Here is a 26396-nt window from a genome sequence, read left to right on the forward strand (position 1 = left end):
AACAGGTCGAGGAGCTTGGCCGCGTCGTCCAGACCGTGTGCTCCGAACGCATCGCCCAGCTCGAAGAGACCGCCCGCGAAGCCAGCTGATCGGCTGGCTTCCTTTCCTCTTTAAACGCTCTCTTCGACCACGATGTCGAGGGTCAATTGCAGCACATCCTCGTCCGCATCGGCGGCTTCCGGCTGCAGGGTTTCCTGGCCGCAAGCGAGCGTGATCCACTCGAAATTTGAGTCCAGATCGACCCGGTCACCGTCTTCGTGACGCGTGATGCAAACTTGTGCCGCGCCTTCGACCGCGAGGGCAAAACGGCAGCTGGAAGCATCGTCCAGAAACGTCCCACGCAGCAAGGTTCCATCCGAAAACGCCAGCGAGAAGCCCTCGGCAATCCCGCGCGCAGGCACATCGAGACGCGTCTCGATATCGCCTGTCAGAAGCAGGCTCGATTTGCCTCCAACCTCAATGTGAACACCCATGCTGCCATGCCTCCATGCGACTCGATGCGGGTGCTCTGGTATAGAACATAGAGCGAACATCGTGAAGGCCGTTTCCTCGGCGGGTCGGATGAGGGGAGGCAGACGGGGGTGATCGCAGGAGAGGGGAATAGGGCGTAAGGCAAGGTAAAGGCAGGTGTCTCGCACCCCCTGCTAACTATCTGTCTGCACATCGTTTTTGTGGGAGATTAGGTGTGCTTGGCGATGCTCGCGTGCCTCCACGACGAGATTGCGCGGGAAAATCGCATGGATTTGCGTGGGTTTGGCGCGAGACATCGGTGGAGGACCTTGAAGCGTTGGGGCGGTCCTCCCTCATCGGGTCTTTTGGACCTGGAGGTGAACCTGATGGACGACGACTTCGATGTCTGGCTTGGCCATATGGGCAAGGAGCGCCCCCTTCGCCACGACCTGCGCCGCGCGGTCAACCAGGCCGGAGGGTACGGAGCCCGCAAGGCCCTGGCCCGTGGTCGGTTTACCGGCAGCCGGATAGGGCGGGGATCAACGATCGGAACGGTGCTGGGAAACGCCGGGCGTTTTTCCAATCCGCGCGCCCGGCGCGTGATCGTCAAGGCGCGCTTCGTGAAGCTGGCGGGGAAGGGCGGCAAGGCCGCCGCCGCGCACCTGCGCTATCTGCAGCGCGACGGCACCACGCGCGAGGGCGAACGTGGCGATCTTTACGGCCCTGATCGCGACGAGGTCGACGGCAAGGCTTTCCTCGAACGCGGCACTGGCGATCGCCACCAGTTCCGCTTCATCGTCTCGGCCGAGGACGGAGCGCAATATCCGGACCTCAAGCCACTGACCCGCGATCTCATGAAGGACGTCGAGAAGGACCTGGGCACGCGCCTCGACTGGGTCGCGGTCGACCACTTCAACACCGGCCATCCCCACACCCATATCGTTGTGCGCGGTGTCGATGAACGCGGGCACAATCTGATCATTGCCCGCGACTACATCCGCCACGGCATCGCCGGACGCGCGAGCGACATCGTCAACCGCGATCTGGGCCCGCGCACCGAGCACGAGATCGCGCAAGGCAACGCGCGCGAAGTGAGCCAGGAACGCTTCACCGGGATCGACCGCCGCCTGCTGCGCGATCGCGACGAGAACGGCATGGCTTCGGCCTGGCACCGCGACCCGGCCGAGCAGGCCTTGCGTGCCGCTCGGCTCGGCACCCTCCAGCGCATGGGACTGGCCCACGAGGAGGGCAAAGGGCGCTACCGGCTCGAAGAGGGGCTGGAAGCGTCGCTGCGGAGCATGGGGACGCGCCACGACATCATCGCCACCATGCACCGCGAGTTGAAAGCCACCCCGCAGGTGCTGGCGCATGACTACGCGATCTACGAACCGGGCAAGAGCCAGGAGCTGCTTGGCCGTATCCAGGCGCGCGGGCTCTCCGATGAAATCCGCGATCGCCACTACCTCATCGTCGAGGCGACCGACGGGCGCTCGCACTACGTCGATCTGGGCCACGATCTGGCCGATGGGGCGATGACCGGGCGCCTGGTCGAGATCGCGCCCAGCCGCCACGGCCTGCGCGCCTCGGACAAGACCATCATGGAGGTCGCTGAGGCGAATGGAGGGCGCTACAGCATTGCCGCGCACCAGGCCCACGATCCGGGCGCGACGCGCACCTTTGCCGAGGCGCATGTCCGAAGGCTCGAAGCGATCCGCAAGGCGACCCGGAAGCTGGAGCGCGCAAGCGATGGCAGCTGGGCGATCGGACGCGATCACACCGCGCTCGTTGAGGGCTACGAACAGGCCCGTGGCCAGCGCCAGCCCGTGCAAGTCTCTGTGGTAACCGAGCGCGACCTGACGAGCCTTGCCCGTCACGACGGTCCGACCTGGCTTGACCGCAAATGCCTGGAGCCCGGACGGCTGCAACTTGACGGCAAGATCGGCGTCGAAATCCGCGATGGGCTCGCACGGCGCCAGCAATGGCTGATCGAGCAGGACCTGGCCCGGCAGGAAGGGGAGGCGATGGTTTACAAGCCCGACCTGATCGCGAGCCTCAAACAGCGCGAGCTGACGCGCGTCGCCGGGCAGCTCGCGAAGGAGCTGGGCCTCGACTATTCGCAGAGCAAGGGCGGGTATCTGGAGGGCATCTACAAGCAGCCCGTCCAGATTGGCGAGGACAAGTTCGCCGTGGTCGCGCGTTCGCGCGACTTCACGCTGGTCCCCTGGCAGCCGGTGCTCGAACGTGAGCGGGGCCGCTTTGTCTCGGGGATTCAGCGCGGAGGCGCGATCAGCTGGACCATCGGCAAGGGCCGCGATCGCGGTCCGGAAATCGGCATGTAGATCGGCAGGGGCCCTAGCTGGCACCGGAGAGGTTCTGTCGGACCATCGCGCGCCGGTGCATCCTCGTGCGCATGCAGACGACCAAGACCCGCCATCAGTTCTACCTGCCCGACGTTCTCTCGGCCAAGCTCGAGGTGGCCGCCGCCGCGCCCGAGAGCTCGAAGACCGACGTCCTGACAAAGGCGCTGACCGCGTGGTTCGCGGCCGAGGAGGGGCAGGCGATCGAAGCGAAGTTCGGGGTGACGCTTGCCCGTCAGGTGAAGGCCAGTGAAGCCCTCGAACGGCAGATGGCGCATCTCACCGAAGTGGTCGGTTTGCTGGTGCGCCATCAGCTCACGATGACCGCGCACCACCCCGCCTTCGACGCCGAGACCCGCCACCTGGGCAAGCTTCGCTACGAGCAGTTCGTGCGCATGGCTGGTGAGCTTGCCGCGAAGGGCAAGGCGCCGGGCCCTGATCCCAAACCGGAAATCCAGCAGGAGTTCGATCTATGAGCGACAAGACCCAAGCCCCGACCGAGCCCATCTCGGTGCGCATACCCGAGGCCTGTCGGCTCACCGGGATCGGGCGTTCCAAGCTTTACGAACTCATCGCCGAAGGCCGCATCGAGGTTGTCAAGGTGGGGGCGATCACCCTCGTGCCCTACGCCAGTCTGCGCGGACTTATCGAGAAGGGCTGAACGTCCCGACAATCACGAAAGGAGATCGATCCCATGAATACCCTGGACCTGCGCCGTATCGAGGCGGTCATCACCGCCAGTATCGTGACCATGCCGATGAAGCTGCGCCGTGAGTTCGCCGGCGATTGCAACCAGTTGCTCGGCGATCAGGACTACGTTCTCATCCGGCGGATCATGGATGCGTTGCGAAACTGGGAGAAAGAGATGGATGAGGCGGAGGCGAGGGATCGTTAGGCTATCCATCGATCAGAAGCTCGATCGAGGTAGTTGGACTGGCCGCTGATGGGACATCCGCGACAGTCAGGTTCGGGGAAGCCGCCCGAGGAATGCGGACATTCTCGACGACACGCTGTGACGACCGCTTTTGGGACCTTCGCGACCGTCGGCTTCGGAGGGCCGCATTTTCGGTTCCGGACGCCGAGTAGAAGCGAAGCTACCGTCCGTTGGCGCTCACTTAGCAGACGTTAAACCGTCAAAGCCGGCCGCCGTTTACCAGAAGTCCCGAAACTGATGCCGTTTCGGGTGAGAATGTTCAGGGTGCGCAGAATTGAATACCCAGGGGCGGGCGACGGCAGAGATTGATGAAAATGAATGCCTACCCCCTTAATAACCGTTCTCGAACAGCTGCTTTGCGACCCGAGGAAGTTTGCTGAAATTTCCAATCCCGAGCTGATGACACTCTATCTTGCTGCGCGTTGTAATTTCCGAAGTCTAGGCGATCGATGTGCTCAAATTTCGCGAGGACCCGGTGGGTTTCCATCAACCGTAAACGAATGTACTGGGCGTCGATCCTATTCACCCGTATCCGGGATTGCGGTTGGATCGGAAATCAGATTTTTGGCACGGAGGATTTGTACTCCCGCTTACGTTGCAACTTGACTATGATCGCAGTCGACTAGCCGCAGCCGAGATATTTGAGGGGTGAATAGATAGTGCATGGAAAACTCGGGGGGCGGGGGCAAAACCGTCCACGAAACTACGTCGATACGGTGTCGATCAATTTCTACCGGCTTGAGAACCTGATCCGCATCTTTGCTGACAGGGCTAAGGATCGTGTCTTCTGGTGGACCCCACTTGGTATTGCCGTCACCCTTCTGTTTACGCTCGTCGTATCCGACTTCAAAGCGAACTTCGCCGGCCTTTCGGCCGAGCAGTGGCGTCTCCTCGCCATGCTCGGTTTGGCCGCCGCGTTCGTCACGATGGTCATCGCGATTGCACGCGCAATTCGCGGTCAGGACCTCAATGAGCTAATGAATTCCATCTGCGCCGAAAGTATCTCACGCCCGCGCCACTATGGTATAGCTCTCTTCAAAGCCATGGACTCGCGCGGGGTCGCGCAACTGCTCGTTTATCATGACGAGGTTTGGGACTGCTTTCTGCTTCCCTATGTCCGACTACATGAAGGCCAGTCCGATCCCGAAGACGTGTCGGAACCCGCAGCGGACCGGTTCGGCCTGTCGAAGAATGAGCTTTCTGCGCGTGAACTGGATGGCCACGTATTAGATTCCGAAAAGATTTCCGCAGCCACGGGCAAGATGACCAACTACCGCTTCGCCTTTTACATCATGAGGGTTACGGGGAGGCATGCGGCCCAGTTCCGCTGCAGGGAATTCGAATTGCAGTCGCGAAAGTATAAATGGCTTACGATCGAAGAGGCGATGGCCCACCCGAAGAGTGCAGAAAAGAATGGCGATGTTTTCCGCCACCTGCGCGACCACTATCGCGCGATCTTCCAAGATGATCGCATACCCAACGCAATCGATGCCGTAATCAAATGACTCTTCCCATTTGCGAAACCGGTGGTTTGTTGGAAGCGGCGGGAGCGCGCCTCGAAGATACGAAATATGCAACAATCCCGTGGAATTATGTCGAGCGAACGAGAATCGCCGCTGCGGCATTACATCGCGCCGCTGCGGTGCTGCGCGATGGTGGCGAAAGTGTGATTCACCCTTTGGGCTTCGCCAGGATTCCTTTGTCGGCCTGGACGCTTGAACAACCGCGCATCGCCGTCCATGTTTGGTGTGGCGACTGGTCAGATGCGTATGCTCACGATATCCACGATCATTGCTATAATTTCGTTTCGATCTGTATCGCTGGTGAGATCCGTCACAGCTTTTTCGAGCCATGCGATACTGCGGAAGCAATCGCCTTTGACGCCTTGCACTACAGGGCGGGATGCTGCGATGAAAGCGAAAGCGCGCCGGGTGAAGGCCAACGGCTCGCACTAGTGGACGAGCAAACTGTAGCTGCTCCTGAGGCATTGTTGCTCCATCATAGCCAGCTTCACCGAGCTCTGCCGCTGACCGATTTTGCGATCACTGTCCAGTTTCAGTCGTCGTGTATTAAGCCTGCGGCTCGCGTTTTCCGCGCCGCCGATATCCGCGAGCATAGAAAGATCAGAAGCATGGAATCCCTATCGCGGGAACGGCTCGCATTGATGCTCGAAAGCCCGGGCCTATGACCGGTTCGTCAGCCACGATGTTGGACCTTGGCGAGAAAGGATTCCTCGCTCGAATCCTTCCTAAGCTCAGTGTCGATCCCCGCTTCGTGAACGGCTTCGGCCACGATGCCAGCGTGATCGACCTTGGCCTCGAGCATGACCTGGTGATGAAGATCGATCGTGCGGCATCGCCTATCGCTTCGTTGAATGGCTGGGCCGACTACCGCGTCTGGGGACGCATCGCTGTCACCGCGAACTGTAGCGACATCCTGGCGGTTGGGGGCGACCCGAAGGGCTTCATGCTGTCACTCAGTCTTGCCCCCGACACGCCTGCTAGCATCGCCGAGGAAATCATCAGGGGCGCCGCCGAGGAGTGCGAAAGATGTGATATCGCATTCCTCGGCGGCGACACCAAGGAGACCATTGGTCTCAACATCGTCGGCTCGGCAGTCGGGACAATCCCAAAGGGCCGGCACCACGACCGGCGTCAAGGACTTCCGGGCGACCTTCTTGTACTGGCAGGGCAGCTTGGTGGGTTCCTCGGTGGATATCGGCAATGTGTGTCCCAAGCCGCTGCTGGCGAGGCATTGCGCTACCTGTGCGAACCAAGTGCGGCATGGCGCGAGGCGCGCGCCTTGTCGCAAATCGCAGGTATTCGCTCGGCTTGCGATCTCAGTGACGGCTTGGCGTCGAGCGTTGGGCAAGTCTTGGTCGCTGGGGCCGGGGCAGTCCTGGATTTCGCTGCGTTGCCGTTCCACTTCTTGGCTATTCGCAACGCGTTGGAACGCGGTGTAGATCTCCTTAACTACGCCTTCGGGGTCGGCGATTGGGGCATAGTCTACGCCATCGCACCTGAGGATAAGGCGCGGATCGAGGATTTGCGGCTGGCCGGTCTGACAATTGCGATCGTGGGTACCGTGGTCGACGAACCCGGGCTGTTCGTTAGGCGCGACAGCCTTTTCGAAGTCTCGATTTTCGAAAACGAGCATTTCCGGCGACGTATGGAGGACCAAGACAGTTATTTCGACGAACTCGAAGCGTGTCTGGAGCTGCGTCCGATCTAGGAGCGGCACAGCCGTGCGTGGGTATGCGTTCGGGAGCCTGTCGTCAGCGACAAACTCTCGAGGGCGCCGATTAGCAAAACTTGCTTTCCTCGCGACAGTGGCTATTCCAAAAGCGAAAGGGCAATGACGATTAATGACCGCACGCGCTGAGCCACTTTCCCACCACGAGCGGCCTACCCTCGATACACTTATCTCTCGCTTCCGATCCGAAGGTACTGCGGTTGAGGTCAACTTTCGGCGCCTCATGCCTTCAGCTACGCCGAGTCGTGGCGCGCACGCCATTCATCCCTATCCGGCAAAGCTGCTGGTCAATATCCCACAGTTTTTTCTAGCGGCTCTTGCCCCAGATAGTGGAAGCAAACTTCTCGACCCATTTTGCGGTTCTGGCACCGTCCTTTACGAGGCGGCTCTTGCGGGACTGCGTCCCTTTGGTTCCGACTCCAACCCCTTGGCCCGGCTAGTGACGCGGGCGAAGCTGACCCCAATCGACCGCGAGTTGGTGAGCGAGGAGCTGGCGCTAATTATGCAGCGCTATCCACTGCTGGAGCCCGACATTCCCGACGTCGTCAACCGGGAATACTGGTTCTCAGACCGGATATCGCAAACGCTCGGCAAATTGCGGGCAGCCATCTTGCAATGCGTATCACTGCACCATCGGCCACTATTCGACACCAGTTTCTCTGCTACCGTCAAGCGCGTAAGCTACGCCGATCCGAGGCTTTCGGTCCCCGTCAGGATCAACCCTGCGCGAAGCGCGCGCTACGGCGCTAAAGGCGAAGAGGTCCTGCGGCGACTTAAGCGCCTCGAAAGCGTGGATGTGGCGGGCGTGTTCTGGAGTATCGTCAATCAGAATAGTCGACGATCGCGTCAGGTGCGTGAGAGCTGCGCGGGGAGCTCCGTCACAATCTTCGACGACGCCCGCTCCCTCAAGCTCCCCGATGCAGCGATCGACATTGCGATCACGTCGCCGCCCTATGTCGGGGCGCAGAAATATATCCGCGCGTCAAGCCTTTCTCTCGGCTGGCTTGGCTTCACGCCTGAATGCAAGCTGCGCCCACATGAACGGATGTCGATCGGCAGGGAGCACTTGGGACGCGATGAGACCTGGCAGAGTGACGGTATCGGAATCCCCGTCGCAGATGCCTTGCTTGACGAGATCGCAGTGCGAAACGTGCTTCGCGCGCGAATCGCGCAAAGATACCTGCTCGAGATGCGGGATGCTTTGGCCGAGCTCGCCCGGGTTATGAGGCCCGGGGCGCAACTCGTCCTCGTCGTCGGCCCCAATCTGGTCGCAGGCCTCGAGTTTCCAACGCCGGCGTTCCTAGAACAGCTGGCTTGGCGTGCCGGTTTCGCGACGCAACTACATCTGATCGATTCGATCGATTCTCGCGGGTTGATGACCAAGCGAAACCGTACGGCGGGAGTAATTCAACAGGAATCGGTCTTCCTGCTTACGCGCGATCCGATCAATGTATAGCCGCAGCGCGCACGATGTGATCGTCAATGAACTTCAGGCGAAGATTATGACTCTTCACAAGTCGATCTGGGAGCGCCGGGCCGCTTGGCCGCAAGTGATCAAATGGCTCGAGCAGTTCGACGAGGATGCCGATCCTGCGGCCGACGAACAGCTACATGCGCTCCGGCTGCTTTCAAACTTCATGTATTTCGGCGTGAACGAGATCCGCGCCCTGCTTCGTTCGCTCTATCGCGATACGTTTCGGCCGCAGGTGGCTAAGGAGGTCAGGACCCGCCTCGGCGCGTCGGTCGACTTTACCGCGATCGCCAGACAGGTGCATAGCGATCTTGATCGCACGCGCTTTGTATCGCTCGGCAACCCATCGGAAAGCAGCGCGCTCCTGCTATATTATTTCCGGCAGGAGAATTCGTTGCCGAAGGACCTATTCATTCACGCCTCTGATATATTCGATTTATCCAGTGTGGGAATGAGCGGGTCAGTAAGCCTACGCGATCCCACGATCTCGCGATACGTGTTTATTGACGACCTGTGCGGTTCCGGCCACCAAGCCGAGGAGTATGCCAAAAACATCGTGGCCCCCCTCAAGCGCATCGATGCGGCTATCCGCACATATTATTACCCGCTCTTCGGGCTTTCCACGGGTATTGAATATCTGAGAGGTTGTACTGAGTTCGATCTTGTCGCTCCGGTGATGGAGCTCGACGATTCGTTTCGGGCCTTCGCCCCCGAGTCACGCTTGTTTGTCGACGAAACACTGGCCCTCCTGCGGCCCGCGATCGAAGCTACTTGCCGGCGCTATGGCGACCAGCTCTTGCCTGGCCATCCACTCGGCTATGACGACGGCCAGTTATTTATCGGCTTTGCACACAATACGCCCGACAATAGTCTTCCGATATTCTGGAGCGATAATACTGCACCCTTACCCTGGCTCCCGATATTTAGACGATACCCGAAGGTTTTCTGGTGATGGCAGGGATCGAACCCGACAATCCGTTCAGCCTGACCAAGGCAAACGATCTGAGTGACGATCAGATTCTTGACCTGTGGGTCGACATCGCGTCGCCCGACAAGCCGCAGTCTCTTTTTAGCTCTGGGAGGTTCGCCTCGCCGATGCCCACTTACATCTTGGGCAGCAAGGGCAGCGGCAAAACGCATCTAATGCGCTATGCTTCATTTCCGCTTCAGAAGAAGCGATTTGCGCGCGATCAGCTCGGGTTATGCGATGGCGCCAGGCGGGATGGTTACGTCGGCATCTATATGCTGTGCAGCGGTTTGGAGACAGGAAGATTTCAAGGTAAGGACCAGTCGGCTGAAGCTTGGCATGAGGTATTTTCCTATTACCTAGAACTATCGCTCGGCGTCGCTGCGCTTCGCGTGGCGGAGGAACTCGTCTTCGCGAGCGACTCAGTTGACAAAACGCCCGCTCTTTGCGCCGAGATAGGCAGACTTTTTGACATCGATGCTCCGGTTGGCAGGAGCTTTTCGGATTTGATCGGCGAGTTTGAGGGGCGGCGCCGCGCGCTCGACGCCGAAGTGAACAATGCCGCCTTCACCGGACAACTAAAGCTGAACATCACCGCCAGCCGGGGGAGGTTGATCTTTGGAATTCCGCAAGCGGTGCAGGCATGCATCCCCGAACTCTCCGGTATTCTGTTCGCGTATCAGATCGATGAAATGGAAAATCTCACTGAAGCGCAGCAGAAGCACGTCAATACACTAGTGAGGGCTAGGAACGGCCCAGCGAGCCTGAAGATCGGCGCGCGGCAATTCGGAATCAAAACGCACGAGACAATGAGCGCCGGAGAGATCAACCTCAAGGATTCTGAGTTCGAAGAACTGCGGCTGGACCAGTTATTCCGTCGCAACGAAACCACGTATCGCAGCCTCGTCAGCAATCTAGTGGAAAGGAGACTGGAAAGTTTCTGGCCACATTCTCGTTCTGGTCTATCAGGACGCGGACGGAAACTGTCTGAATGGTTCGAGGAACCCAAGCGCGACCCTTTCGACCCGGTGTTCATGAGCCTCGTCAAATCAGCACCATCTGGGGAGCGCCTGCACATGGCTCGGCTTCGGTCTGCGCTCGAGGCATACATGGCACGCGGTGAAGTCCCAGGCGTATCCGAGGCAGCGCACATCGATCAGATAATGTGCGATACGGCAGTCGCTGACGCGCCCCTTCTCGAAAAGCTAAATACGGTAATCGTGTTCAATGCCTGGGCCAAGAACTCCAACGTGTGCAATGCGGCTGCAAACGTCCGGGACGACTGCGCTGATTTTATCATGACGCGTCAAAAGGGGCGCTATCGTCAGAAGCTCGATCATTATAAATCGGACTTAGTAGCACAGATGTATCGGGAAGCGTCGGTCCGTCAGGCCTATGGCGGCCTCGATGAATTCACCCGCATGTCCGAAGGGCAACCCCGCGCGCTGATAACCTTGCTTAAGCAAACATTCGACTGGGCCACATTCCAGGGCGAACATCCATTCGAGGTCGGTAGTATAAGCATTGATGCTGAAAGCAAGGGAGCGCTCGCAGCGTCTGACTGGTTCTATAACAATTTAAGCAGGGCGGGCGATGATGGCAGAGCCATCTTGATCGCCACGGATCGCCTTGCGGAACTTTTTCGAATCAATCGTTATGCGGACAATCCTGTCGAATGTTCCCTCATTGGTTTCAGCGTCAGCCAAAGTATTGGGTCAGATGCGGCGCGCCGGACCCTGCGTCTAGCGCTTGACCACTCCTTTCTAGTGGAGATCCTGGGCGGGCAAGCGGAACGCAATTCGGAGCAGATTACTGGCAAGTATCAGTTAAACAGAATGCTGGTCCCAAAATGGGGACTTGCAACTGGAAGGCGCGGCATCAAGCCATTGGGCGAAAAAGAGTTTGACGCGATCTTTGATCCTAACGCCCAAGAGGACTTCAACTTGCTTAAAGTCGATTGGTCGAGCCGCATGAACGCACCCTTTCAGCGGGCGCGAAGGCCGGCTACCAAGCTTCAATTAAGAGATGATCGGGATGATCAGGCCGATTTATTTCAGGATTAATTGATGACTTTTGATTACGGCCTTTTTCTCCGCGAAGAGATCTACGGCACCAGCGGCTGGCAGCGCCTGGAATCATATGACCTGTTCCTCTCCGCATTCAACCTTGGCGAGCGAATAAAGATTGTTTTCAACGAAGTGCGCGCAGCCAAGAAAATCTGGTTGATTCATGAGGAATACGAGCTCGGCACCGAAGATCTCCCGGAGGGCGACCGATTCGCGCAGTCGGGCTCGGATGAGTCAACTTATTGCCGCGCTTTGATCGACGGCTTGATAGCCGCGGGCACCTTAGACCCAGCGACCTCACGGCTATGCATCGATATTACTGGAATTTTGCGCCCGCATCTGATGTTTCTGATTCTATATCTAAAACGCCTCGGATTTCGGTGCGTCGATCTGATCTATGCTGAGCCGAGGCACTATGCGCTTAAAGAGAAAACACCGTTCTCAACTGGCTCGATCTACGATGTTCGGCCGGTGCGAGGGTTCGAAGGTTCTCCCAGTGCCCGCGGCAGCAACGATTTCCTAGTAATCGGCATGGGTTACGACGACCGGCTTCTTGGAGCTGTCGCCGAGACGAAGGACAAGGCGGACAAGCATCAAATCTTCGGTTTGCCATCGCTTCGCGCCGACATGTATCAGGAAAGCGTCTTACGGTCGCGTAAAGTTGCCGACGAACTCGGCGATCCGGGATTCTCAGAGTACCACCGCTCCTTCGCTCCTGCCAATGATCCCTTCGGGACGGCGGCTGTGTTGCGCGAAATCATCGAGCGACGGTTGTCAAGTGTGCCCGACACGAGCGTCATGCTCTGCCCGCTCGGCACCAAGCCTCAAGCGCTAGGCTTTGCCCTCTATCACCTGTTCGATTGCGAGCAGATCGGTGCGCGGATATTGTTTCCGTTCAGCAAAGGGTACTCTGCAAAAACTGGGACTGATCTCGCTCGGGCCTGGCTATACCGCGTCGAGCTTTGAGCGCAGGTCAAATCATGAAAATGAAGGCGGGTTGTCCACCTGTTCTGAGCACGGCCTATTCTCTTGCCCAAGTCATAAGCCGACCTTCAGGATTGTCCGAATTTCCTGACAGTGGGCGATCTGGACGAAAGCAGGAGAACATGTCCGCTTTTGGGAAGTCGAAAACCGGCCCTGGACGACTTAGAAGGGTCGGTTGCAGCCCTGCCTTGTGGTTACTCAGAAATCTTGGCGATGGAGCTCACGCGCGACCAACGCGCATAGAAAATTTGGCCCAAGAATTCATCAATTCTCGGCGCTTATCGAAAAAATCTGTGCGGCGATAGGCGGCCTCGACTGCCTTGGGCACCGTGTGGGCAAGGGCCGCTTCGGCCACTTCACCGGGAAAGTTCGTCTGTTCCGCAGCCCAATCACGAAATGTCGAGCGGAAACCATGTACCGTGAAGAGGACCTTCATGTCACGAAGTGCCTTGGTCAGCGTCATGTCGCTCAATGCTTTCCCACTGGCAGATGGAAAAATCAGATCGGTCTCTGGGCTCCTTTTCGAAGCCGCCTTGCGCAATAGCGCAACCGCTTCAGGCGATAGCGGAACGCGATGCATGCGGCGCGCCTTCATGCGTTCAGCCGGGACCGTCCAGACCGCAGCTTCGAGATCCATCTCGTTCCAGGTCGCACCGCGTACCTCGCCGCTACGAGCGGCGGTCAGGATGACCGCTCGCAAGGCTAGCGCGCCCATGCCTCCCTTGTCGGTTAGACGAGCCATGAGTGCGGGTAATTCGGCGTATGGCATCGCATCGAAGTTCCCCCGCTTGGGCTGCGCAGGCAAACGGTCGGCAACTGCTGGACCCAGTGTGCCGATAAACAACGCGCCATCGGGCCGGGCAAAGCGCAGTGTGCGAATTATGAGGCTGCGAACTTTGCGAGCCGTTTCGGGCTTGGTGCTCCAGATCGGACGAAGGCAAGCGGCAATGACGTCGGCGTCGATGCTTTGCACCTGAAGCTTGCCAAGCGCGGGGAAGGCGTAGGCCTTTAGCTGCGATAGGTTTTGCTTGTACTTTGCATCGGAAATTTTTGCATCTGCGGACTTGGCGTCGAGAAAGCCTAGCGCAGCTTCCCGGAACGTACGCGTCATTTCTTTGGGTGGCTTCAGCTCAAGGTGTGGATCGCGCCCGGCCACGAGGGCCGCTTTTACGAGCATGGCCTTTTCGCGTGCTTCCCTGAGCCCAACAGCCTTTAGGCCGCCTAACCCGAACTCTCGGCGCGCGCCGTCTTGCTGAATGCGGGCGACCCAGCTCGCCTGACCGGATTCGCGAACGAACAGGATCAGCCCGTCACCGTCATGGTGCCGTCCAGGCTTGCTCAGCGCCGCCCGGATATGTGCCTGTGTCAGTTTGCCCATCGAGATTCGAACATTTGCCTGAAATTCGTTCCCCCATTCCGTCCCCCGCTCATAGCGCAAAACGGGCGAAAAGGGAAGGACGCGAGCGGACGCTTGCGAAGCAAAATGTCTAAGTTTGGAGGGACTTTCCCGGACGTTCGTGAACGTCCGAGGAAAGGAAAGTGGCTCCCCGAGTAGGATTCGAACCTACGACAACTCGATTAACAGTCGAGGGCTCTACCGCTGAGCTATCGGGGAGCAGCCAGTCAGTGTTTCCACCGCCGCGGCAGGACTGGCCCTATACGCAGGGTGTTTTGGGTTGGCAACCCTGATCTTGGCAAAAATTTGATTTTTTTTGAGGGGCTCGCAGAAAACCGCCTCAGACTTGGAATTGTTCGGCGAAGATGCGTTCCTCGAGGGTGAACCCGGGGTCGAAGAGTAGGGTCATTTCCCTTTCGGTCGAGGTGCTTATCCGAACGGTGCGGACGTCGCGCACTTCCTTCTGGTCGGCGACGGCCGCGACCGGGCGCTTGCCTGGCTCGCGGATGCGGAACTCCACTTCGGCGCTCTCGGGCAGGATCGCGCCCTTCCAGCGGCGCGGGCGGAAGGGGCTGATCGGGGTGAGGGCGAGCATGCGGCATCCCAGCGGCAGGATCGGCCCGTTGGCGGAGAGGTTGTAGGCGGTCGAACCGACCGGCGTCGCCACGAGAATGCCATCGCCCGCCATCTCGCCCATGCGCACGCGTCCGTTGATACGGATCTCCAGCTTGGCGGTCTGGCGCGTCTCGCGCAGGAGCGAGACCTCGTTGATCGCGTAGTAGCTGAATTCCTCGCCCGACTGGGTGGTGGCGTGCATGCGCAGCGGGCTGACCGGAATGCGCCGTGCGGCGTGGATCCGTTCGAGGACGGTCGCATCGCCATGGAGGCTGTTCATGAGGAAGCCTACGGTTCCCAGGTTGATGCCGTAGCAGGGCTTGGAAATTCCCTTGTCGAGCATCTCGTGCAGCACATGCAGCATGAAGCCATCGCCACCCACGACCACCAGGATTTCGGCCTCCTCGGGCTCCACCCAAGGATGGGCCTCGCGCAGCTCCTCCGCGCGGGTCTGAGCCTGTGCGCTGTCAGAGAGGATGAGGGCGAGCCGCAAGGGCGGGCTAACCGCTTCATCCGAAGGGGAAATCTGACTCATGGAAACTCCGCAGCAATGTGTTCCCGAACGGGACAGCTGTTCCCGGCCTGGGCCATGGGGCTGGTAAATTTTGAACGGTTTGGCAAGGCCTTTGCCATAAAGGAGAAAAGATGACGACGTCGCACCCTGGCCAGGCCGAACGCCTTGCGCTGAGACTGGAAGATCGCCTGAGCGGCCTTCCCGGCGTGGAGCTCGTCAATGAACGCATGGCCGCATGGCAGGCCGAGGCGCTGGAAAACCTGGCTCCGGTGCACGTCCACGCGATGCTCATCAGCCTGCGCCGCCTTGATGCCATCAACATGGCCTATGGTGCGGCTGCCGGCGACGGCGCGCTCGAGGAAATTGCCGCCCGGGTCAGCCATTACGCTTCGGAAGAGCTCGACGCGCCCTGGGTGCTGACCCGTACAGGCGGCGGCAATTTTCTGCTGGTCGCCAACATCTCGTGCAGTCGCGAGCGCTGGCAGCTTCTGGCCGACCAGCTTTCGCACCTGCTTTCGCGGCCCATCGCCGTACCATCGGGGGTGATCCGCCTCTCGCCGCGGTTCGCCCTGATCCGGACGCTGGCCGAGGAAGTGGTCGAATCGATGCTCGAGCGGCTCGGCGTTGCGCTCCAGGCGGTCAACGAGCAGCAGGGCGCGCGTCTGGTCTGGGCCGATGGCGAGGCAATCCCGCCCGGTATCTCGACCGCGCAGCTCGAAGCCGACCTTCTGGGCGCGATTGATCGTGATGAGATCGAGGTCCTCTTCCAGCCGCAGTTCAGCCTGGAGGACGACCACTTGACCGGAGCCGAGGCGCTGGCGCGCTGGGACCATCCCGAATTGGGGCGGATCGGGGCAGGGGCACTGTTTAATCTGGCTGAGCGGACAGATCATGTCGGCCCGCTGTCGCAGCATATTGCGCGCAAGGCGCTGTGGGCCGCGCGCAACTGGCCCGAGAACCTGCGGCTTTCGATCAATGTGACGCCCGAGGACCTCGCCTTCGAGAGTTATACCTCCCAGATGCTCGATCTTGTCGGAGAGAGCGGTTTTCCGCTGCGCCAGCTGACGCTCGAGATTACCGAGCAGTCGCTGATCGCCGATGTGACAGCGGCCGCGCAGATCATGGCGGAATTCTCGGCGCAGGGGATCCGCATCGCGCTCGATGACTTCGGCGCGGGCTTCTGCAATTTCCGGTACCTGAAGGTGCTGCCGATCCACTACATCAAGCTCGACCGGGCGATGATCGAGGGGATCACCACCGACCCGCGCGATGTCGCGATCCTGCGCGCGATCGTGGCGATGGCCACGGCGCTCGACCTGGAGGTGATTGCCGAGGGGATCGAGCGGGCTGACCAGCGAGACGCCGTCGCGCGCGAACATTGCGGATACTATCAGGGTTTCCTGCGCGCCCAGCCGATGAGCGTGGCCCTGTTCGAGAAGCTGGCGCGGACCGAGATGGAGAGGGCCTAAGCCTGATCCCGGTCCGCGCGCGCCTGTGGCCCGTGCTTACTTGCCCTGTGCGTAGAAGGCCTCGAGATCGAGGCGCATCTGGTGCAGCGCTTCGGGGTTCAGATAGATCATGTGTCCGGCCTCATAGTACTTGAACTGGAGGTTCCCGCGCAGCTTGGGCTCCAGCATCATGTGCTTGAGGTCCCGCTCGGTCGAGTGGAACGGCGTTGCCATGTCGTAGTAGCCGTTCAGCGACAGCACGCGCATGTACGGGTTGGTACGCATGGCGCGGCTGAGGTCCTGCGTCACGTCGACCTGGTTCTGGAAGCTCGAATAGCCGTAGCCCGGCGCCTTGTGGGACCAGTCCCAGTCAAAGTTGCCGGCTTCGCGCGCGCTGCGCCGGTACGTGAGGTCGGTGTCATACCCGAAGGTCGTGTGCAGCTGGTCCATGAAGCTGGAGATATAGAGCCCGGTGATCCCCGTGCTGGAGGGATCGTACTCGGGCCCTTCGCCCGCCGCATCCGCATCCGTGCCGGTGTAGCGCGAATCGAAGCGGCCCAGCGTCTCGCGCTCGGTGCGCAGCAGTTCCTTGCGGAAGCGGCTGAGATCGACGCGCAGGTTTGCGTCCTTCAGAAAGTCGACCGAGAGGCCGGTGTAGCGGCTCATCTGGCGCGCGACGGCATCTTCCTCCTCGGGCGTGATGTCCGAGCCTTTGCCCAGCGCGGTGGCGTAGGGGCCATTGGCGAACTGGCGGGCTTCCTCGACGAACTGGGCGAGCGAGGCGGGGCGGTCGGCAACGCGGTTGTGGTACCAGGCGGTCGCGGCGTAGCTTGGCAGGTAGCCGATGTGGATGTTGTCGAAGCCCGACTGGCGCACGCCGTAGTTCATGATGGAGGAGAGCAGGACCACGCCGTTGAGCGCCATGCCACGCCCTTCCATCTCCTCGGCCAGCGCGCCCGAGCGGGTCGTGCCGTAGCTTTCGCCGAAGATATACTTGGGATCGCCCCAGCGCCCGTTCTTGGAGATGTAGCGCTGGATCGCGTCGGCAAAGGCGCCCACGTCCTGGTCCACGCCGTAGAACGAGGCCGGGTCGGTATCGCCCAGCGCGCGCGAATAGCCCGAGCCCGGAGCATCGAGGAAGACCATGTCGGTCGAGCCGATCAGGCTGTCGGGATTGGGGCCGACATCATAGGGGGCAGGGGCCACCGCTATGGGGTCGCTCGTGCGCACGTGGGTCGGCGCGAAGCTGCCCATACGCAGCCATAGGCTCGCCGAGCCGGGGCCACCGTTGTAGAAGAAGGTGACTGGGCGGTTCTTCCCCGGCGCGGTGTAGGCGGTGTAGAAGATGCTCTGGGTCGGCTTGCCTTTGGCATCGCGAATGGTGAGCGTGCCCGCTGTCGCGGTGTAGGCGATGGAGCGGCCATCGACGTTGACCGAGCCCTTGGCGGTCTTGCTGATTTCTTCCACCGGAGCGCTGGCCCAGCCAGCCGCCACTTCCTCGGCCACGGCCTTGTCGTGTTCGCGCGCGGCATCTGGCCCTTCGCCCTTCTGCGCCAGCGCGGGATGCGCGAGCACGAGGAGGGAGGCGGCGGCGAGCGACGTAATTCGTTTCATGGGTGTCCCTGTCTGTCTTTCGAGTGTGACCTCGCGGCCCAGACTGGTCGCCCCCCGGTTTCAAGGCAAGGATATATTGTATATCGTTTCTGAAACTTTCTGTCGCAGCCTCACTTGGCCTTGCGCGCCACCCCGGCCAGGCCCTTGGTCAGCTGGAACAGGCCGTTGAGGCGCGACTTGGGATCGCCCCAGGCGCGCTGGAGCACCAGCTTGTGGTCCGGGCGCAGCTTGATCGCGCCCTTGAGCCGCTCGGCATAGGCGATGAGGCCGGTGGGGTTGGGGAAGCTGTCGTTGTGGAAGCTGACCAGCGTACCGCGCGGGCCCACGTCGATCTTGGCAATGTGGGCGGCAATCGCCTGGCGCTTGATCTGGATGAGCTGGATGAGGTTCGCGGTCGGATCGGGAAGGGGCCCGAAGCGGTCGATCATCTCGGCCGAGAGCGATTCCACCTCGTCCTGGTTCTCCGCGTCGTTGAGGCGGCGGTAGAGCGCCATGCGCACGGCCAGATCGGGGACGTAATCGTCCGGGATCATGATCGGCGCATCGACGGTGATCTGGGGGGAGAGGCCCGTGGTGTCCTTCTCCAGCCCCACGCCGCCCGCGCGTGCGGCCATGATCGCGTCCTCCAGCATCGACTGGTAGAGCTCGAAGCCGACCTCGCGGATGTGGCCGGACTGTTCATCGCCCAGGAGGTTGCCCGCGCCGCGAATGTCGAGGTCGTGGCTGGCAAGCTGGAAACCTGCGCCCAGGCTGTCGAGATCGCCCAGCACCTTGAGGCGCTTTTCCGAGACTTCGGTGAGCGCCTGGTTGGCGGGCGTCGTCAGGTACGCATAGGCGCGCAGCTTGGAGCGGCCTACACGTCCGCGCAGCTGGTAAAGCTGGGCAAGGCCGAAGCGGTCGGCGCGGTGGATGATGATGGTGTTGGCGCGGGGAATGTCGATGCCGCTTTCAACGATGGTGGTCGAAAGCAGGACTTCGTACTTGCCGTCGTAGAAGGCGCTCATGCGCTCTTCCACTTCGCTGGCCGACATCTGGCCGTGGGCGGCGATGACCTTCACCTCGGGCACGTACTTGGCCAGCCACTGCTCGACCTCGGGCATGTCCGAGATGCGCGGCACGACGATGAAGCTCTGGCCGCCGCGGTGGTGTTCGCGCAGCAGCGCCTCGCGCATCACCATGTCGTCCCATTCCATCACGTAGGTGCGCACCGCAAGGCGGTCGACCGGCGGGGTCTGGATGGTGGAAAGCTCGCGCAGGCCCGACATCGCCATCTGCAGCGTGCGCGGGATCGGCGTGGCGGTGAGGGTCAGGACGTGGACGTCGGCGCGCAGCTGCTTGAGCTTCTCCTTGTGGGTCACACCGAAGCGCTGTTCCTCGTCGACGATGACAAGGCCCAGGTTCTTGAACTCGACGGTCTTGGAGAGGATCGCGTGGGTGCCGCACACGACATCGACATTGCCGCTCGCCAGCCCCTCGCGGGTGGTGCGCGCTTCCTTCTCGGGGACGAGGCGCGAGAGGCGCCCCACGTTGAGGGGGAAGCCGTTGAAGCGCTCGGCAAAGCCTGAATAGTGCTGGCGCGCAAGGAGGGTCGTGGGGGCGACCACCGCGACCTGCTGGCCGGCCATGGCCGCGACGAAGGCGGCGCGAAGAGCCACTTCGGTCTTGCCGAAGCCGACATCGCCGCAGACGAGGCGGTCCATCGGCTTGCCGCTGCCCAGGTCATCGAGCACGTCGGCGATGGCGTGCTCCTGGTCGTCGGTTTCCTGCCAGGGAAAGCGGTCGACGAACTGGTTGAAGCTCGATTCGTCGGGGAGCAGCGCGGGGGCCTTGCGCAGCGCACGTTCGGCGGCGGTCTTCATCAGCTCGCCCGCGATCTCGCGGATGCGCTCCTTGAGGCGGGCGCGGCGCTTCTGCCAGGCCTCGCCGCCCAGCTTGTCGAGCTGGACGCCCTCGGATTCGCTGCCGTAGCGAGAGAGGACGTCGAGGTTCTCGACCGGGATATAGAGCTTGTCGCCGCCATGGTAGGTCAGCATCACGCAGTCGTGCGGGGACTGGCCAACCGGGATCGACTGCAGGCCCTCGTAGCGGCCGATGCCGTGGTCCATGTGGACGATGAGATCGCCGGGCGTCAGCGCGGCGAGCTCGGCCATGAAGGCGTCGGCGTCCTTCTTGCGCTTCTTGCGCCGGACGAGGCGGTCACCCAGGATATCCTGCTCGGTGACGACCTCGAGCGCCTCGTTGGCAAAGCCGGTCTCGAGCGGGAGAACCAGCGCCGCGGCGCGGCCCTGGACCGCCATGCCCAGGGCCTCCTGCCAGGTCTCGGCAAGGCGCGGCTCAGTGCCCGAAGCCTCGCCCAGGATCGAGACGAGGCGCGCGCGGCTGCCCGTCGAATAGGCGGCGAGGATGGGTTTGCGGCCCTGCTTGCCGAGCGCGGCAAAGTGTTTGGCGGCGGCCTCGTAGGCGTTGTCGCCGCGCGCGCGTTCGGGCGCGAAATCGCGGGCGTGGAGAAGCCGAAGTCGAGGACCCTGGCGCTCTCGGGCTGGGCGAAAGGATCGGCCTTGTGCGCGGGCTGGGCCTCTGTCAGTCCCGCCAGTTCTTCGGGCGCCAGATAGAGCGCATCGGTGGCCAGAGGGCGGTAGGATCCTGCTTTCTGTCCAGAGGTTTCCTTGCGGTTCTTGAAGTAGTCCGCAATGTCGCCAAAGCGCTCTTCGGACGCGCCTGCGACGGTGCTGTCGAGGACCATCACGTCCTCGGGCGCGAGGTGATCGAAGAGGGTGACGAGGCGATCCTCGAAAAGCGGGAGCCAGTGCTCCATGCCCGCCAGGCGGCGCCCGTCGCTGACCGCCTGGTAGAGCGGGTCGGCGGTGGCGTTCGCGCCGAAGAGTTCGCGGTAGCGGGTGCGGAAGCGCTTGACGCTGGCCTCGTCGATCAGCGCCTCGCTCGCAGGCACGAGGAGGTGCTCCTTGACCGTGCCGGTCGAGCGCTGGGTGTTGGTGTCGAAGAGGCGCAGTGTTTCCAGCTCATCGCCGAAGAAGTCGAGACGAAGCCCGGCATCGAGGCCCGAGGGCACGATGTCGAAGATCGAGCCGCGCACCGCGAATTCACCCGCGTCGATGGCGGTGTCGGTGCGCTGGTAGCCCTGACGGCGCAGGAGCGCGATCAGGCTTTCGTGGCCGATCTCGAGGCCCGGCTTCAGAAGCTTCACCGATTCGCGGATGCGGAACGGGGTTAGCACGCGCTGGGTCAGCGCGTTGGTCGTGGTGACAAGAAGCTGCGGTCCGGTGCGCTTGGCCTGGAGCTGGTGCAGCGCGGCGAGACGCCGGGCGCTGACCGAAAGCGCGGGGCTCGCACGGTCGTAGGGCAGGCAGTCCCACGAGGGAAACTCGATCACCTGCAATTCGGGCGCAAAGAAGCGCGCGGCCTCGGCCAGCGCGCTCATGCTCGCCTCGTTGTCGGCGACGAAGACCGCGCGGCCCTTGGCGGCGCGCGCGAGGTCGGCCATCACCAGCGGCTGGCTGCCGCGCGTAACGGAAGCCAGCGTGAGAGGCGAAGTGGCGGAAAGAATGCGGGAAAAGTCGGTCATGGCTTCTGCGTGTGGCGAACGGCCGTCGCCACGCTCAGGCCAGGAATACGGGTGGGAGCGGGAAAGCTCAGTACGGAATTTCGACGTAGTCGAGCTTCATCATGCGGTCCATCATCGGGCCCTGGAACTTTTCGGGGACCGGCTCGGTCTTGAGCGCCCAGGCCATGATCTCGACGTCCTCTTCCTCGATCAGGGTCTCGAACCAGTCCATGTCGGCCTCGGACCAGGTTTCGTGGAAACGGTCGAAGAAGCAGCCGATCATGTAGTCGGCCTCGCGCGTGCCACGGTGCCAGGCACGAAAGCGAAGTCGGGCGAGACGGGACGAGGTATCAGTCATGACCCGCGCCGTTACAATGCGGCGCGGGCCGGGGCAAGGTTTTCAGTGGTGCGAATGGTGCACCCGGGACGTCGAAGGGCTCAGGCCCGTAGCGCCGCGACGATCTCGGGGCCCGAGCGGCCGGTGAGGGTCTTGGGCACTTCTTTCAGGATCGTGGCTTCCAGCGTCTTGTGGTAGTGGCGGCGCATCTCGCCCAGCGATTTCGGGTCCGCAATGACCACCAGCTTGTCCATGTGGTTTTCCATGGCCTGCTTGTTGAGCCAGTCCGTCACCGCCGCGACATGGGCGGCCTCATCAAGACGCGAGGTGCGGTCCTTGGGGTTGGCGGGATAGCGCGAGCCGGCGTCGTGGTCCTTCATCCCGGCGCTGTAGTTGGTGGGCGCAAGATCGGGCACGTCGACCGCGGTCAGCTCGGGCGAGGCTTCCTTCCCGGCGTTGCGGTAGAGTTCGAAGTTCTCCCCGTCGACCAGCGCAAACATCGTTCCATGGGGCAAGAGCATGCTCTCTCTCCTTTTTTCGTTGCCGTTTGCTCCCATCAACGGGGAAAGTTGTCGGTATGTTCCACGGGCTCTGGTGAAATGCCCGAGAGGCGCGCTAAGAGGCGGCCATGCGGCCCGAAGCGCTCAACTCCCTGTTCGTCGATTCCGAGTCCCTCGACGGGGTCGGCCCCCGGATCCGTCGTCCGCTTGAAAAGCTGGGCCTGACGCGGATCAAGGATCTTGCCTACCATCTGCCCGACCGTTTCGTGGAGCGGCGTATGGTGACCCGCCTCGATGAGGCGGGGATCGGCGAAAACGTGATCGTGCGCCTGACCGTGCGCGAGCACCGCGCCTCCACGGGACGCGGGCCCTACCGCATCGTCACCGAGGACGATGCAGGTGATATCTGCACGATCGCCTACTTCGGACGCGCCTCCTACACCGGCAAGAAACAGCTCCCGGTGGGTGAGACTCGCTGGGTGGCAGGGCGCATCGACGAGTACGGGCAGACCCGTCAGATGGTGCACCCTGAACACGTCTCGGAAAGCGATACCGCGCCCATCGGCCAGCAGCGCGAAGCCGTCTACGGCCTGTCGGAAGGGATGACGCAGGGGCGCATGGGCTCGCTTGTGAAACAGGCGCTGGAACACGTGCCCGTGCTGCCCGAGTGGATCGAAAGCAGCCAGATGGCCAAGAGCGACTGGCCCGCCTGGCACGAGGCCCTGCGAGAGGCGCATCGTGGCCCTAACGAACCGGCGCGCGATCGCCTCGCTTACGATGAACTCTTCGCCAACGCGCTGGCGCTCATGCTGGTGCGCGCAAGCAACCGTTCACAGCGCGGCACGCCGCTGCAGGGCGACGGACACTTGCGCGCCAAGCTCAGCTTGCCCTTCGCGTTGACGGGGGCGCAGGCCCGTTCGATCCGCGAGATCGAGGGGGATCTGGCCCAGACTGCGCCGATGCTGCGTCTGCTGCAGGGCGATGTCGGCGCGGGCAAGACGGTGGTTGCGCTCTCGGCGCTGCTGATCGCGGTGGAGGCCGGAGCGCAAGGCGCGATGCTCGCCCCGACCGAGATCCTCGCGCGCCAGCACTACACCACGCTGCGCAAGATGCTGGAAGGAACAGGCGTCGAGATTGCGCTCCTGACCGGGCGCGACAAGGGCAAGGCGCGCGAGGCGATCCTGATGGGCCTGCTCGACGGCTCGATCCAGATCGTGGTGGGCACCCACGCGATCTTCCAGGACGCGGTCGCCTACCACAATCTGGCCCTCGTCGTGATCGACGAGCAGCACCGCTTCGGCGTCGGCCAGCGCCTGATGCTGGCGCGCAAGGGGCGGCGCACGCCGCACACGCTGGCGATGACGGCGACCCCGATCCCGCGCACGCTGACACTGGCGCAGTACGGCGAAATGGAAGTCTCGCGGCTCGACGAACTGCCGCCCGGACGCCAGGCCATCGACACGCGCGTCGTCTCGACCGATCGGATGGACGACGTGGTCGGCGCGCTTTCGCGTCACATCCAGTCCGGCCAGCAGGCCTACTGGGTCTGCCCGATGGTGACCGAGAGCGAGACCGACGACATTGCCGCTGCCGAGGCGCGCTACGAAGCGCTCAAGGAACGCTTCGGCAACCGCGTCGTCATGGTGCACGGCCAGCTCAAGGGCGAGGAAAAGGATGCCGGGATGGAGCGCTTTTCCTCGGGCGAGGCGAGCCTCCTGGTTGCAACGACCGTGATCGAGGTCGGCGTTGACGTTCCCAACGCCACGCTCATGGTGATCGAACAGGCCGAGCGTTTCGGCCTGGCCCAGCTGCACCAGCTGCGCGGGCGTGTCGGACGTGGCTCGGAGAAATCGACCTGTCTGCTGCTGCGCGGAAAGGCGCTCAGCCAGACCGGCCGCCAGCGCCTTGCGCTGATGCGCGAGACGCAGGACGGCTTCCGCCTTGCCGAAGAGGACCTGCAGCTGCGCGGCGGCGGCGAGCTTCTCGGCACGCGCCAGTCGGGCGACACGCCCTTTCGCCTTGCCAGCCTCGAGCAGATCACCAAGCTGCTTCCGCTTGCCCACGATGACGCGCGCCTGTTGATGGAGCGCGATGGTGGCCTGGAAGGCGCGCGGGGCGAGGCGGCGCGCATTCTTCTCTATCTTTTCGAGCGCGACTACGGCGTGCAACTCCTGCGTGGGGGCTGAGCGCCCTGGGTTCAGGGTGTTTCAGGGGGGAAGGCGAGCCCTTCCTCGACAAGCCGCTGGCCCCAGGCGTGGACGCGCAGAAGCCGCTCGGTGTTGGCGCTCAGGGTCTCGAAGTCAGCGCGGGAGAGAGTGACGGCAGGGCTACCGGGTCCGTCAGCGCGCGGGGCAGGGTGATCCGAGCCGGGGGCAGCGGCGTGGCCGGGCGTACGGCCAGCGGGGCCTGAACATGCGACGCGCATGCCGCCGTCATCGGCAAAACGGCCAGCGCGAGCGCGCCACAGATCGGCTTCGTGAAGGGCATTATCGGCTTCCTTTGCAAGACGGGAATGGGTGCGCTCGGTGGCAAGACGTTCTTCCTGGGCGCGCCTGGCAGCCTCTTTCTGCGCGGTCTGGTAGTTCGCCTTGGTCGCGGCGTGGCTGGTAGCTTCGCTGCGGGCGCGTTCGCGCCAATGGCGCGCGCGGCCGTGCTGCAGCCAGGCGAAGGCGGCAAGGGCGAGCGCCAGCGTCGGCCACGGGTATGTGCGAAGCAGGCGCCAGGGCCAGGCGAAGGCGCGGAGCAGGCCGAGGGGGAGCGGGATCATCGCGCGGTCTCCTTCTCGATGGCGCGCGAGCGGGCGACCTGGCGGTCTTTCAGGGCCGCGACGCCGCCTGCGGTGCCGATCAGAAGGACAAGGCCGCCGGGAAAGGCCGTGCAGTAGGTGGCAAGGTCGAAGGGGCGGCCGCGTCCGATCGTTTCGAACAGCAGAAGGCCGTGGGCCCCCAGAGCATAGAGGAGCACGCCGAAGGTGCCGAGCACGCGGGTCGTCTCGAACTCGCCGCTCGCTGCGCGCAGGATCGCCGAGAGGCCGCTCATGCCACGTGCTCCGCAAAGACCCATTGGCCCGGCGCAATGGCGATCCAGTCGCGGCGGCGCTCGGTGACCTCGACGGGCGTGCCCCGCGGCAGCGCGCGCAGGACCGGGTGGTCAAGGCCGGGCCCGCTGCGCACCCTGAGCGAGGAGGCCGTGACCCGAGCGCGCAGGGATGCGCCCAGCACTTGCGCACGGAACGCGGGCATGTCGAAGGCGGGGCCGGGGTCGAGCTTGCGGCCCGGCGCGATGTCGTCATGCCCGACGATCTCGTGGATCGGGTAGGTTTCGGCGAGGGCCCGGGCAACGGCGATGGCGGCCGTGATCTGGGCTTCGGGATAGACCTCCCATCCGCGGACCGGACCGCCATGGCGGTGGGCGGCCTCGATGGCGGCAATGGTCGTGCCACTCGCATCGCACCATCCCTGAGGCGACCAGGTGAGGGGGCCGCGGTTGGCAAGCTCGATGCCGATGGCGTGGCTATTGAGGTCGGACAGACCCTGCCAGGCCGAGCGTCCGGCATGCCAGGCGCGCCTTTCCAGGTTGACGCACTGGATGATCGCCCCGTCACGGCCGATCACGAGGTGGGCCGAAGCGCCCGCAGCCGGGTTGGCAAGCCAGCTTGCCGAGGACGCCGCACTGCCACCGGCTGTGTAGTGCATCACGATGAGGCGCGGGGGGCTGCGGAATGCGCCCGAATGGTTGGGGCTGGGAACCTGCGTGACGGCGGCGTCCTGGGCGTGGAGCACGCCCTTGCGGATCGAGAATGGCATGAGCCTCCTGTGCGCCCTGTGGGCGCGTGCGGGATGGGAGGGGGCGGACAGCATCGGCATGGCGCGGTGGTGCGAGGTGCGCCGCAGGCCAGACGTGTGTCCGGGATCATCGCTTTGCGGAGA

The 26396-nt window shown here is 62.6% G+C and carries 22 protein-coding genes, 1 tRNA gene and 1 pseudogene; 13 read left to right on the top strand and 11 right to left on the bottom strand.

Annotation, left to right across the window (positions count from 1 at the left end; translation table 11 throughout):
* Positions 1 to 110 precede the first annotated feature (110 nt).
* Positions 111 to 473: a hypothetical protein gene (locus tag MBENS4_RS16330; RefSeq protein WP_039392853.1), complete on the bottom strand. Its 363-nt coding sequence runs from the start codon at positions 471 to 473 to the stop codon at positions 111 to 113.
* Between the two features lie 363 nt (positions 474 to 836).
* Here MBENS4_RS16330 and MBENS4_RS16335 point away from each other — a divergent pair, with 363 nt between their 5' ends.
* The 11 genes from MBENS4_RS16335 (at position 837) to MBENS4_RS26820 (ending at position 12463) form a co-directional block, all read left to right on the top strand.
* Positions 837 to 2789 (top strand): DUF3363 domain-containing protein, encoded by a 1953-nt coding sequence (locus MBENS4_RS16335; RefSeq protein WP_242404985.1) that lies wholly within the window; start codon positions 837 to 839, stop codon positions 2787 to 2789.
* A 71-nt stretch (positions 2790 to 2860) separates the two neighbouring features.
* Positions 2861 to 3283, top strand: coding sequence for a hypothetical protein (locus MBENS4_RS16340; RefSeq protein ID WP_039392854.1), 423 nt, complete (start codon positions 2861 to 2863; stop codon positions 3281 to 3283).
* The gene (locus MBENS4_RS16345; RefSeq protein WP_039392855.1) at positions 3280 to 3468 is read left to right on the top strand and encodes a helix-turn-helix domain-containing protein; all 189 of its coding nucleotides are present in this window, start codon (positions 3280 to 3282) and stop codon (positions 3466 to 3468) included. The genes MBENS4_RS16340 and MBENS4_RS16345 overlap by 4 nt, the downstream gene beginning before the upstream one ends.
* A 33-nt stretch (positions 3469 to 3501) precedes the next feature.
* Positions 3502 to 3702 carry a hypothetical protein gene (locus tag MBENS4_RS16350; protein ID WP_039392856.1) on the top strand — a complete coding sequence of 67 codons (201 nt, stop codon included), beginning with the start codon at positions 3502 to 3504 and terminating at the stop codon, positions 3700 to 3702.
* Between the two features lie 755 nt (positions 3703 to 4457).
* Positions 4458 to 5246, top strand: a complete 789-nt coding sequence (locus MBENS4_RS16355) for a hypothetical protein (protein WP_039392857.1) — start codon at positions 4458 to 4460, stop codon at positions 5244 to 5246.
* Positions 5243 to 5929 carry a hypothetical protein gene (locus MBENS4_RS25455; protein WP_144400970.1) on the top strand — a complete coding sequence of 229 codons (687 nt, stop codon included), beginning with the start codon at positions 5243 to 5245 and terminating at the stop codon, positions 5927 to 5929. The genes MBENS4_RS16355 and MBENS4_RS25455 overlap by 4 nt, the downstream gene beginning before the upstream one ends.
* Positions 5926 to 6972: a thiamine-phosphate kinase gene (locus MBENS4_RS16360; protein ID WP_039392858.1), complete on the top strand. Its 1047-nt coding sequence runs from the start codon at positions 5926 to 5928 to the stop codon at positions 6970 to 6972. The genes MBENS4_RS25455 and MBENS4_RS16360 overlap by 4 nt, the downstream gene beginning before the upstream one ends.
* Before the next feature lie 133 nt (positions 6973 to 7105).
* Positions 7106 to 8449 carry a hypothetical protein gene (locus MBENS4_RS16365; protein WP_084592205.1) on the top strand — a complete coding sequence of 448 codons (1344 nt, stop codon included), beginning with the start codon at positions 7106 to 7108 and terminating at the stop codon, positions 8447 to 8449.
* On the top strand, positions 8442 to 9416 hold the full coding sequence (locus MBENS4_RS16370) for a phosphoribosyltransferase-like protein (protein ID WP_039392860.1): 975 nt from the start codon (positions 8442 to 8444) through the stop codon (positions 9414 to 9416). The genes MBENS4_RS16365 and MBENS4_RS16370 overlap by 8 nt, the downstream gene beginning before the upstream one ends.
* The gene (locus MBENS4_RS16375; RefSeq protein WP_039392861.1) at positions 9416 to 11494 is read left to right on the top strand and encodes an ORC-CDC6 family AAA ATPase; all 2079 of its coding nucleotides are present in this window, start codon (positions 9416 to 9418) and stop codon (positions 11492 to 11494) included. Before MBENS4_RS16370 ends, MBENS4_RS16375 begins: the two co-directional genes overlap by 1 nt.
* A gap of 3 nt (positions 11495 to 11497) precedes the next feature.
* The gene (locus tag MBENS4_RS26820; RefSeq protein ID WP_052322462.1) at positions 11498 to 12463 is read left to right on the top strand and encodes a hypothetical protein; all 966 of its coding nucleotides are present in this window, start codon (positions 11498 to 11500) and stop codon (positions 12461 to 12463) included.
* A gap of 238 nt (positions 12464 to 12701) precedes the next feature.
* On the opposite strand, the gene MBENS4_RS16385 is transcribed toward MBENS4_RS26820, so the two are convergent.
* The 3 genes from MBENS4_RS16385 to MBENS4_RS16395 form a co-directional block, all read right to left on the bottom strand.
* Positions 12702 to 13859, bottom strand: coding sequence for a tyrosine-type recombinase/integrase (locus tag MBENS4_RS16385; protein WP_039392862.1), 1158 nt, complete (start codon positions 13857 to 13859; stop codon positions 12702 to 12704).
* Between the two features lie 162 nt (positions 13860 to 14021).
* A tRNA-Asn gene (locus MBENS4_RS16390) sits at positions 14022 to 14096 on the bottom strand.
* Between the two features lie 121 nt (positions 14097 to 14217).
* Positions 14218 to 15027: an NAD kinase gene (locus tag MBENS4_RS16395; RefSeq protein WP_039392863.1), complete on the bottom strand. Its 810-nt coding sequence runs from the start codon at positions 15025 to 15027 to the stop codon at positions 14218 to 14220.
* 110 nt (positions 15028 to 15137) lie between these two features.
* Here MBENS4_RS16395 and MBENS4_RS16400 point away from each other — a divergent pair, with 110 nt between their 5' ends.
* Positions 15138 to 16475: an EAL domain-containing protein gene (locus MBENS4_RS16400; RefSeq protein WP_039392864.1), complete on the top strand. Its 1338-nt coding sequence runs from the start codon at positions 15138 to 15140 to the stop codon at positions 16473 to 16475.
* 36 nt (positions 16476 to 16511) lie between these two features.
* On the opposite strand, the gene MBENS4_RS16405 is transcribed toward MBENS4_RS16400, so the two are convergent.
* From MBENS4_RS16405 to MBENS4_RS16420, 4 genes and pseudogenes are all read right to left on the bottom strand, one after another.
* Entirely contained in the window at positions 16512 to 18068 is a 1557-nt protein-coding gene (locus tag MBENS4_RS16405) for a S10 family peptidase (RefSeq protein WP_039392865.1), read from the bottom strand.
* Between the two features lie 110 nt (positions 18069 to 18178).
* Positions 18179 to 21651 (bottom strand): annotated as a pseudogene (mfd, locus tag MBENS4_RS16410) (transcription-repair coupling factor).
* Between the two features lie 67 nt (positions 21652 to 21718).
* Positions 21719 to 21988 (bottom strand): FAD assembly factor SdhE, encoded by a 270-nt coding sequence (locus MBENS4_RS16415; protein ID WP_039392866.1) that lies wholly within the window; start codon positions 21986 to 21988, stop codon positions 21719 to 21721.
* A gap of 80 nt (positions 21989 to 22068) precedes the next feature.
* Entirely contained in the window at positions 22069 to 22488 is a 420-nt protein-coding gene (locus tag MBENS4_RS16420; RefSeq protein WP_039392867.1) for a baeRF12 domain-containing protein, read from the bottom strand.
* 107 nt (positions 22489 to 22595) lie between these two features.
* On the opposite strand from MBENS4_RS16420, the gene recG reads away from it, so the two are divergent.
* Positions 22596 to 24653 (top strand): ATP-dependent DNA helicase RecG, encoded by a 2058-nt coding sequence (gene recG, locus MBENS4_RS16425; RefSeq protein ID WP_039392868.1) that lies wholly within the window; start codon positions 22596 to 22598, stop codon positions 24651 to 24653.
* A gap of 11 nt (positions 24654 to 24664) precedes the next feature.
* Here recG and MBENS4_RS16430 read toward each other — a convergent pair whose 3' ends face one another.
* Genes MBENS4_RS16430 through MBENS4_RS16440 form a run of 3 tightly spaced genes read right to left on the bottom strand, consistent with a single transcriptional unit; the run spans position 24665 to position 26273 of the window.
* Positions 24665 to 25234 (bottom strand): hypothetical protein, encoded by a 570-nt coding sequence (locus MBENS4_RS16430; protein ID WP_039392869.1) that lies wholly within the window; start codon positions 25232 to 25234, stop codon positions 24665 to 24667.
* Positions 25231 to 25506, bottom strand: coding sequence for a hypothetical protein (locus MBENS4_RS16435; protein WP_039392870.1), 276 nt, complete (start codon positions 25504 to 25506; stop codon positions 25231 to 25233). The genes MBENS4_RS16430 and MBENS4_RS16435 overlap by 4 nt, the downstream gene beginning before the upstream one ends.
* Entirely contained in the window at positions 25503 to 26273 is a 771-nt protein-coding gene (locus MBENS4_RS16440; protein WP_052322463.1) for an N-acetylmuramoyl-L-alanine amidase, read from the bottom strand. Before MBENS4_RS16440 ends, MBENS4_RS16435 begins: the two co-directional genes overlap by 4 nt.
* Positions 26274 to 26396: the final 123 nt, after the last annotated feature.

Source organism: Novosphingobium sp. MBES04 (genome assembly GCF_000813185.1).
In the GTDB taxonomy this organism is placed as follows: Bacteria; Pseudomonadota; Alphaproteobacteria; order Sphingomonadales; family Sphingomonadaceae; genus Novosphingobium; species Novosphingobium decolorationis.

Excerpts from the sequence above, each read along its gene's own strand:
- MBENS4_RS16335 (WP_242404985.1), top strand. The coding sequence starts at position 837 with ATGGACGACGACTTCGATGTCTGGCTTGGCCATATGGGCAAGGAGCGC.
- MBENS4_RS16400 (WP_039392864.1), top strand. The coding sequence starts at position 15,138 with ATGACGACGTCGCACCCTGGCCAGGCCGAACGCCTTGCGCTGAGACTG.
- MBENS4_RS16330 (WP_039392853.1), bottom strand. The coding sequence starts at position 473 with ATGGGTGTTCACATTGAGGTTGGAGGCAAATCGAGCCTGCTTCTGACA.
- MBENS4_RS16420 (WP_039392867.1), bottom strand. The coding sequence starts at position 22,488 with ATGCTCTTGCCCCATGGAACGATGTTTGCGCTGGTCGACGGGGAGAAC.
- MBENS4_RS16350 (WP_039392856.1), top strand. The coding sequence starts at position 3,502 with ATGAATACCCTGGACCTGCGCCGTATCGAGGCGGTCATCACCGCCAGT.
- MBENS4_RS16340 (WP_039392854.1), top strand. The coding sequence starts at position 2,861 with ATGCAGACGACCAAGACCCGCCATCAGTTCTACCTGCCCGACGTTCTC.
- MBENS4_RS16360 (WP_039392858.1), top strand. The coding sequence starts at position 5,926 with ATGACCGGTTCGTCAGCCACGATGTTGGACCTTGGCGAGAAAGGATTC.
- MBENS4_RS16385 (WP_039392862.1), bottom strand. The coding sequence starts at position 13,859 with ATGGGCAAACTGACACAGGCACATATCCGGGCGGCGCTGAGCAAGCCT.
- MBENS4_RS16435 (WP_039392870.1), bottom strand. The coding sequence starts at position 25,506 with ATGAGCGGCCTCTCGGCGATCCTGCGCGCAGCGAGCGGCGAGTTCGAG.
- MBENS4_RS16430 (WP_039392869.1), bottom strand. The coding sequence starts at position 25,234 with ATGATCCCGCTCCCCCTCGGCCTGCTCCGCGCCTTCGCCTGGCCCTGG.
- MBENS4_RS25455 (WP_144400970.1), top strand. The coding sequence starts at position 5,243 with ATGACTCTTCCCATTTGCGAAACCGGTGGTTTGTTGGAAGCGGCGGGA.
- MBENS4_RS16405 (WP_039392865.1), bottom strand. The coding sequence starts at position 18,068 with ATGAAACGAATTACGTCGCTCGCCGCCGCCTCCCTCCTCGTGCTCGCG.
- MBENS4_RS16395 (WP_039392863.1), bottom strand. The coding sequence starts at position 15,027 with ATGAGTCAGATTTCCCCTTCGGATGAAGCGGTTAGCCCGCCCTTGCGG.
- MBENS4_RS16365 (WP_084592205.1), top strand. The coding sequence starts at position 7,106 with ATGACCGCACGCGCTGAGCCACTTTCCCACCACGAGCGGCCTACCCTC.
- MBENS4_RS16415 (WP_039392866.1), bottom strand. The coding sequence starts at position 21,988 with ATGACTGATACCTCGTCCCGTCTCGCCCGACTTCGCTTTCGTGCCTGG.
- MBENS4_RS16375 (WP_039392861.1), top strand. The coding sequence starts at position 9,416 with ATGGCAGGGATCGAACCCGACAATCCGTTCAGCCTGACCAAGGCAAAC.
- recG (WP_039392868.1), top strand. The coding sequence starts at position 22,596 with ATGCGGCCCGAAGCGCTCAACTCCCTGTTCGTCGATTCCGAGTCCCTC.
- MBENS4_RS16345 (WP_039392855.1), top strand. The coding sequence starts at position 3,280 with ATGAGCGACAAGACCCAAGCCCCGACCGAGCCCATCTCGGTGCGCATA.
- MBENS4_RS16370 (WP_039392860.1), top strand. The coding sequence starts at position 8,442 with ATGTATAGCCGCAGCGCGCACGATGTGATCGTCAATGAACTTCAGGCG.
- MBENS4_RS16440 (WP_052322463.1), bottom strand. The coding sequence starts at position 26,273 with ATGCCATTCTCGATCCGCAAGGGCGTGCTCCACGCCCAGGACGCCGCC.
- MBENS4_RS26820 (WP_052322462.1), top strand. The coding sequence starts at position 11,498 with ATGACTTTTGATTACGGCCTTTTTCTCCGCGAAGAGATCTACGGCACC.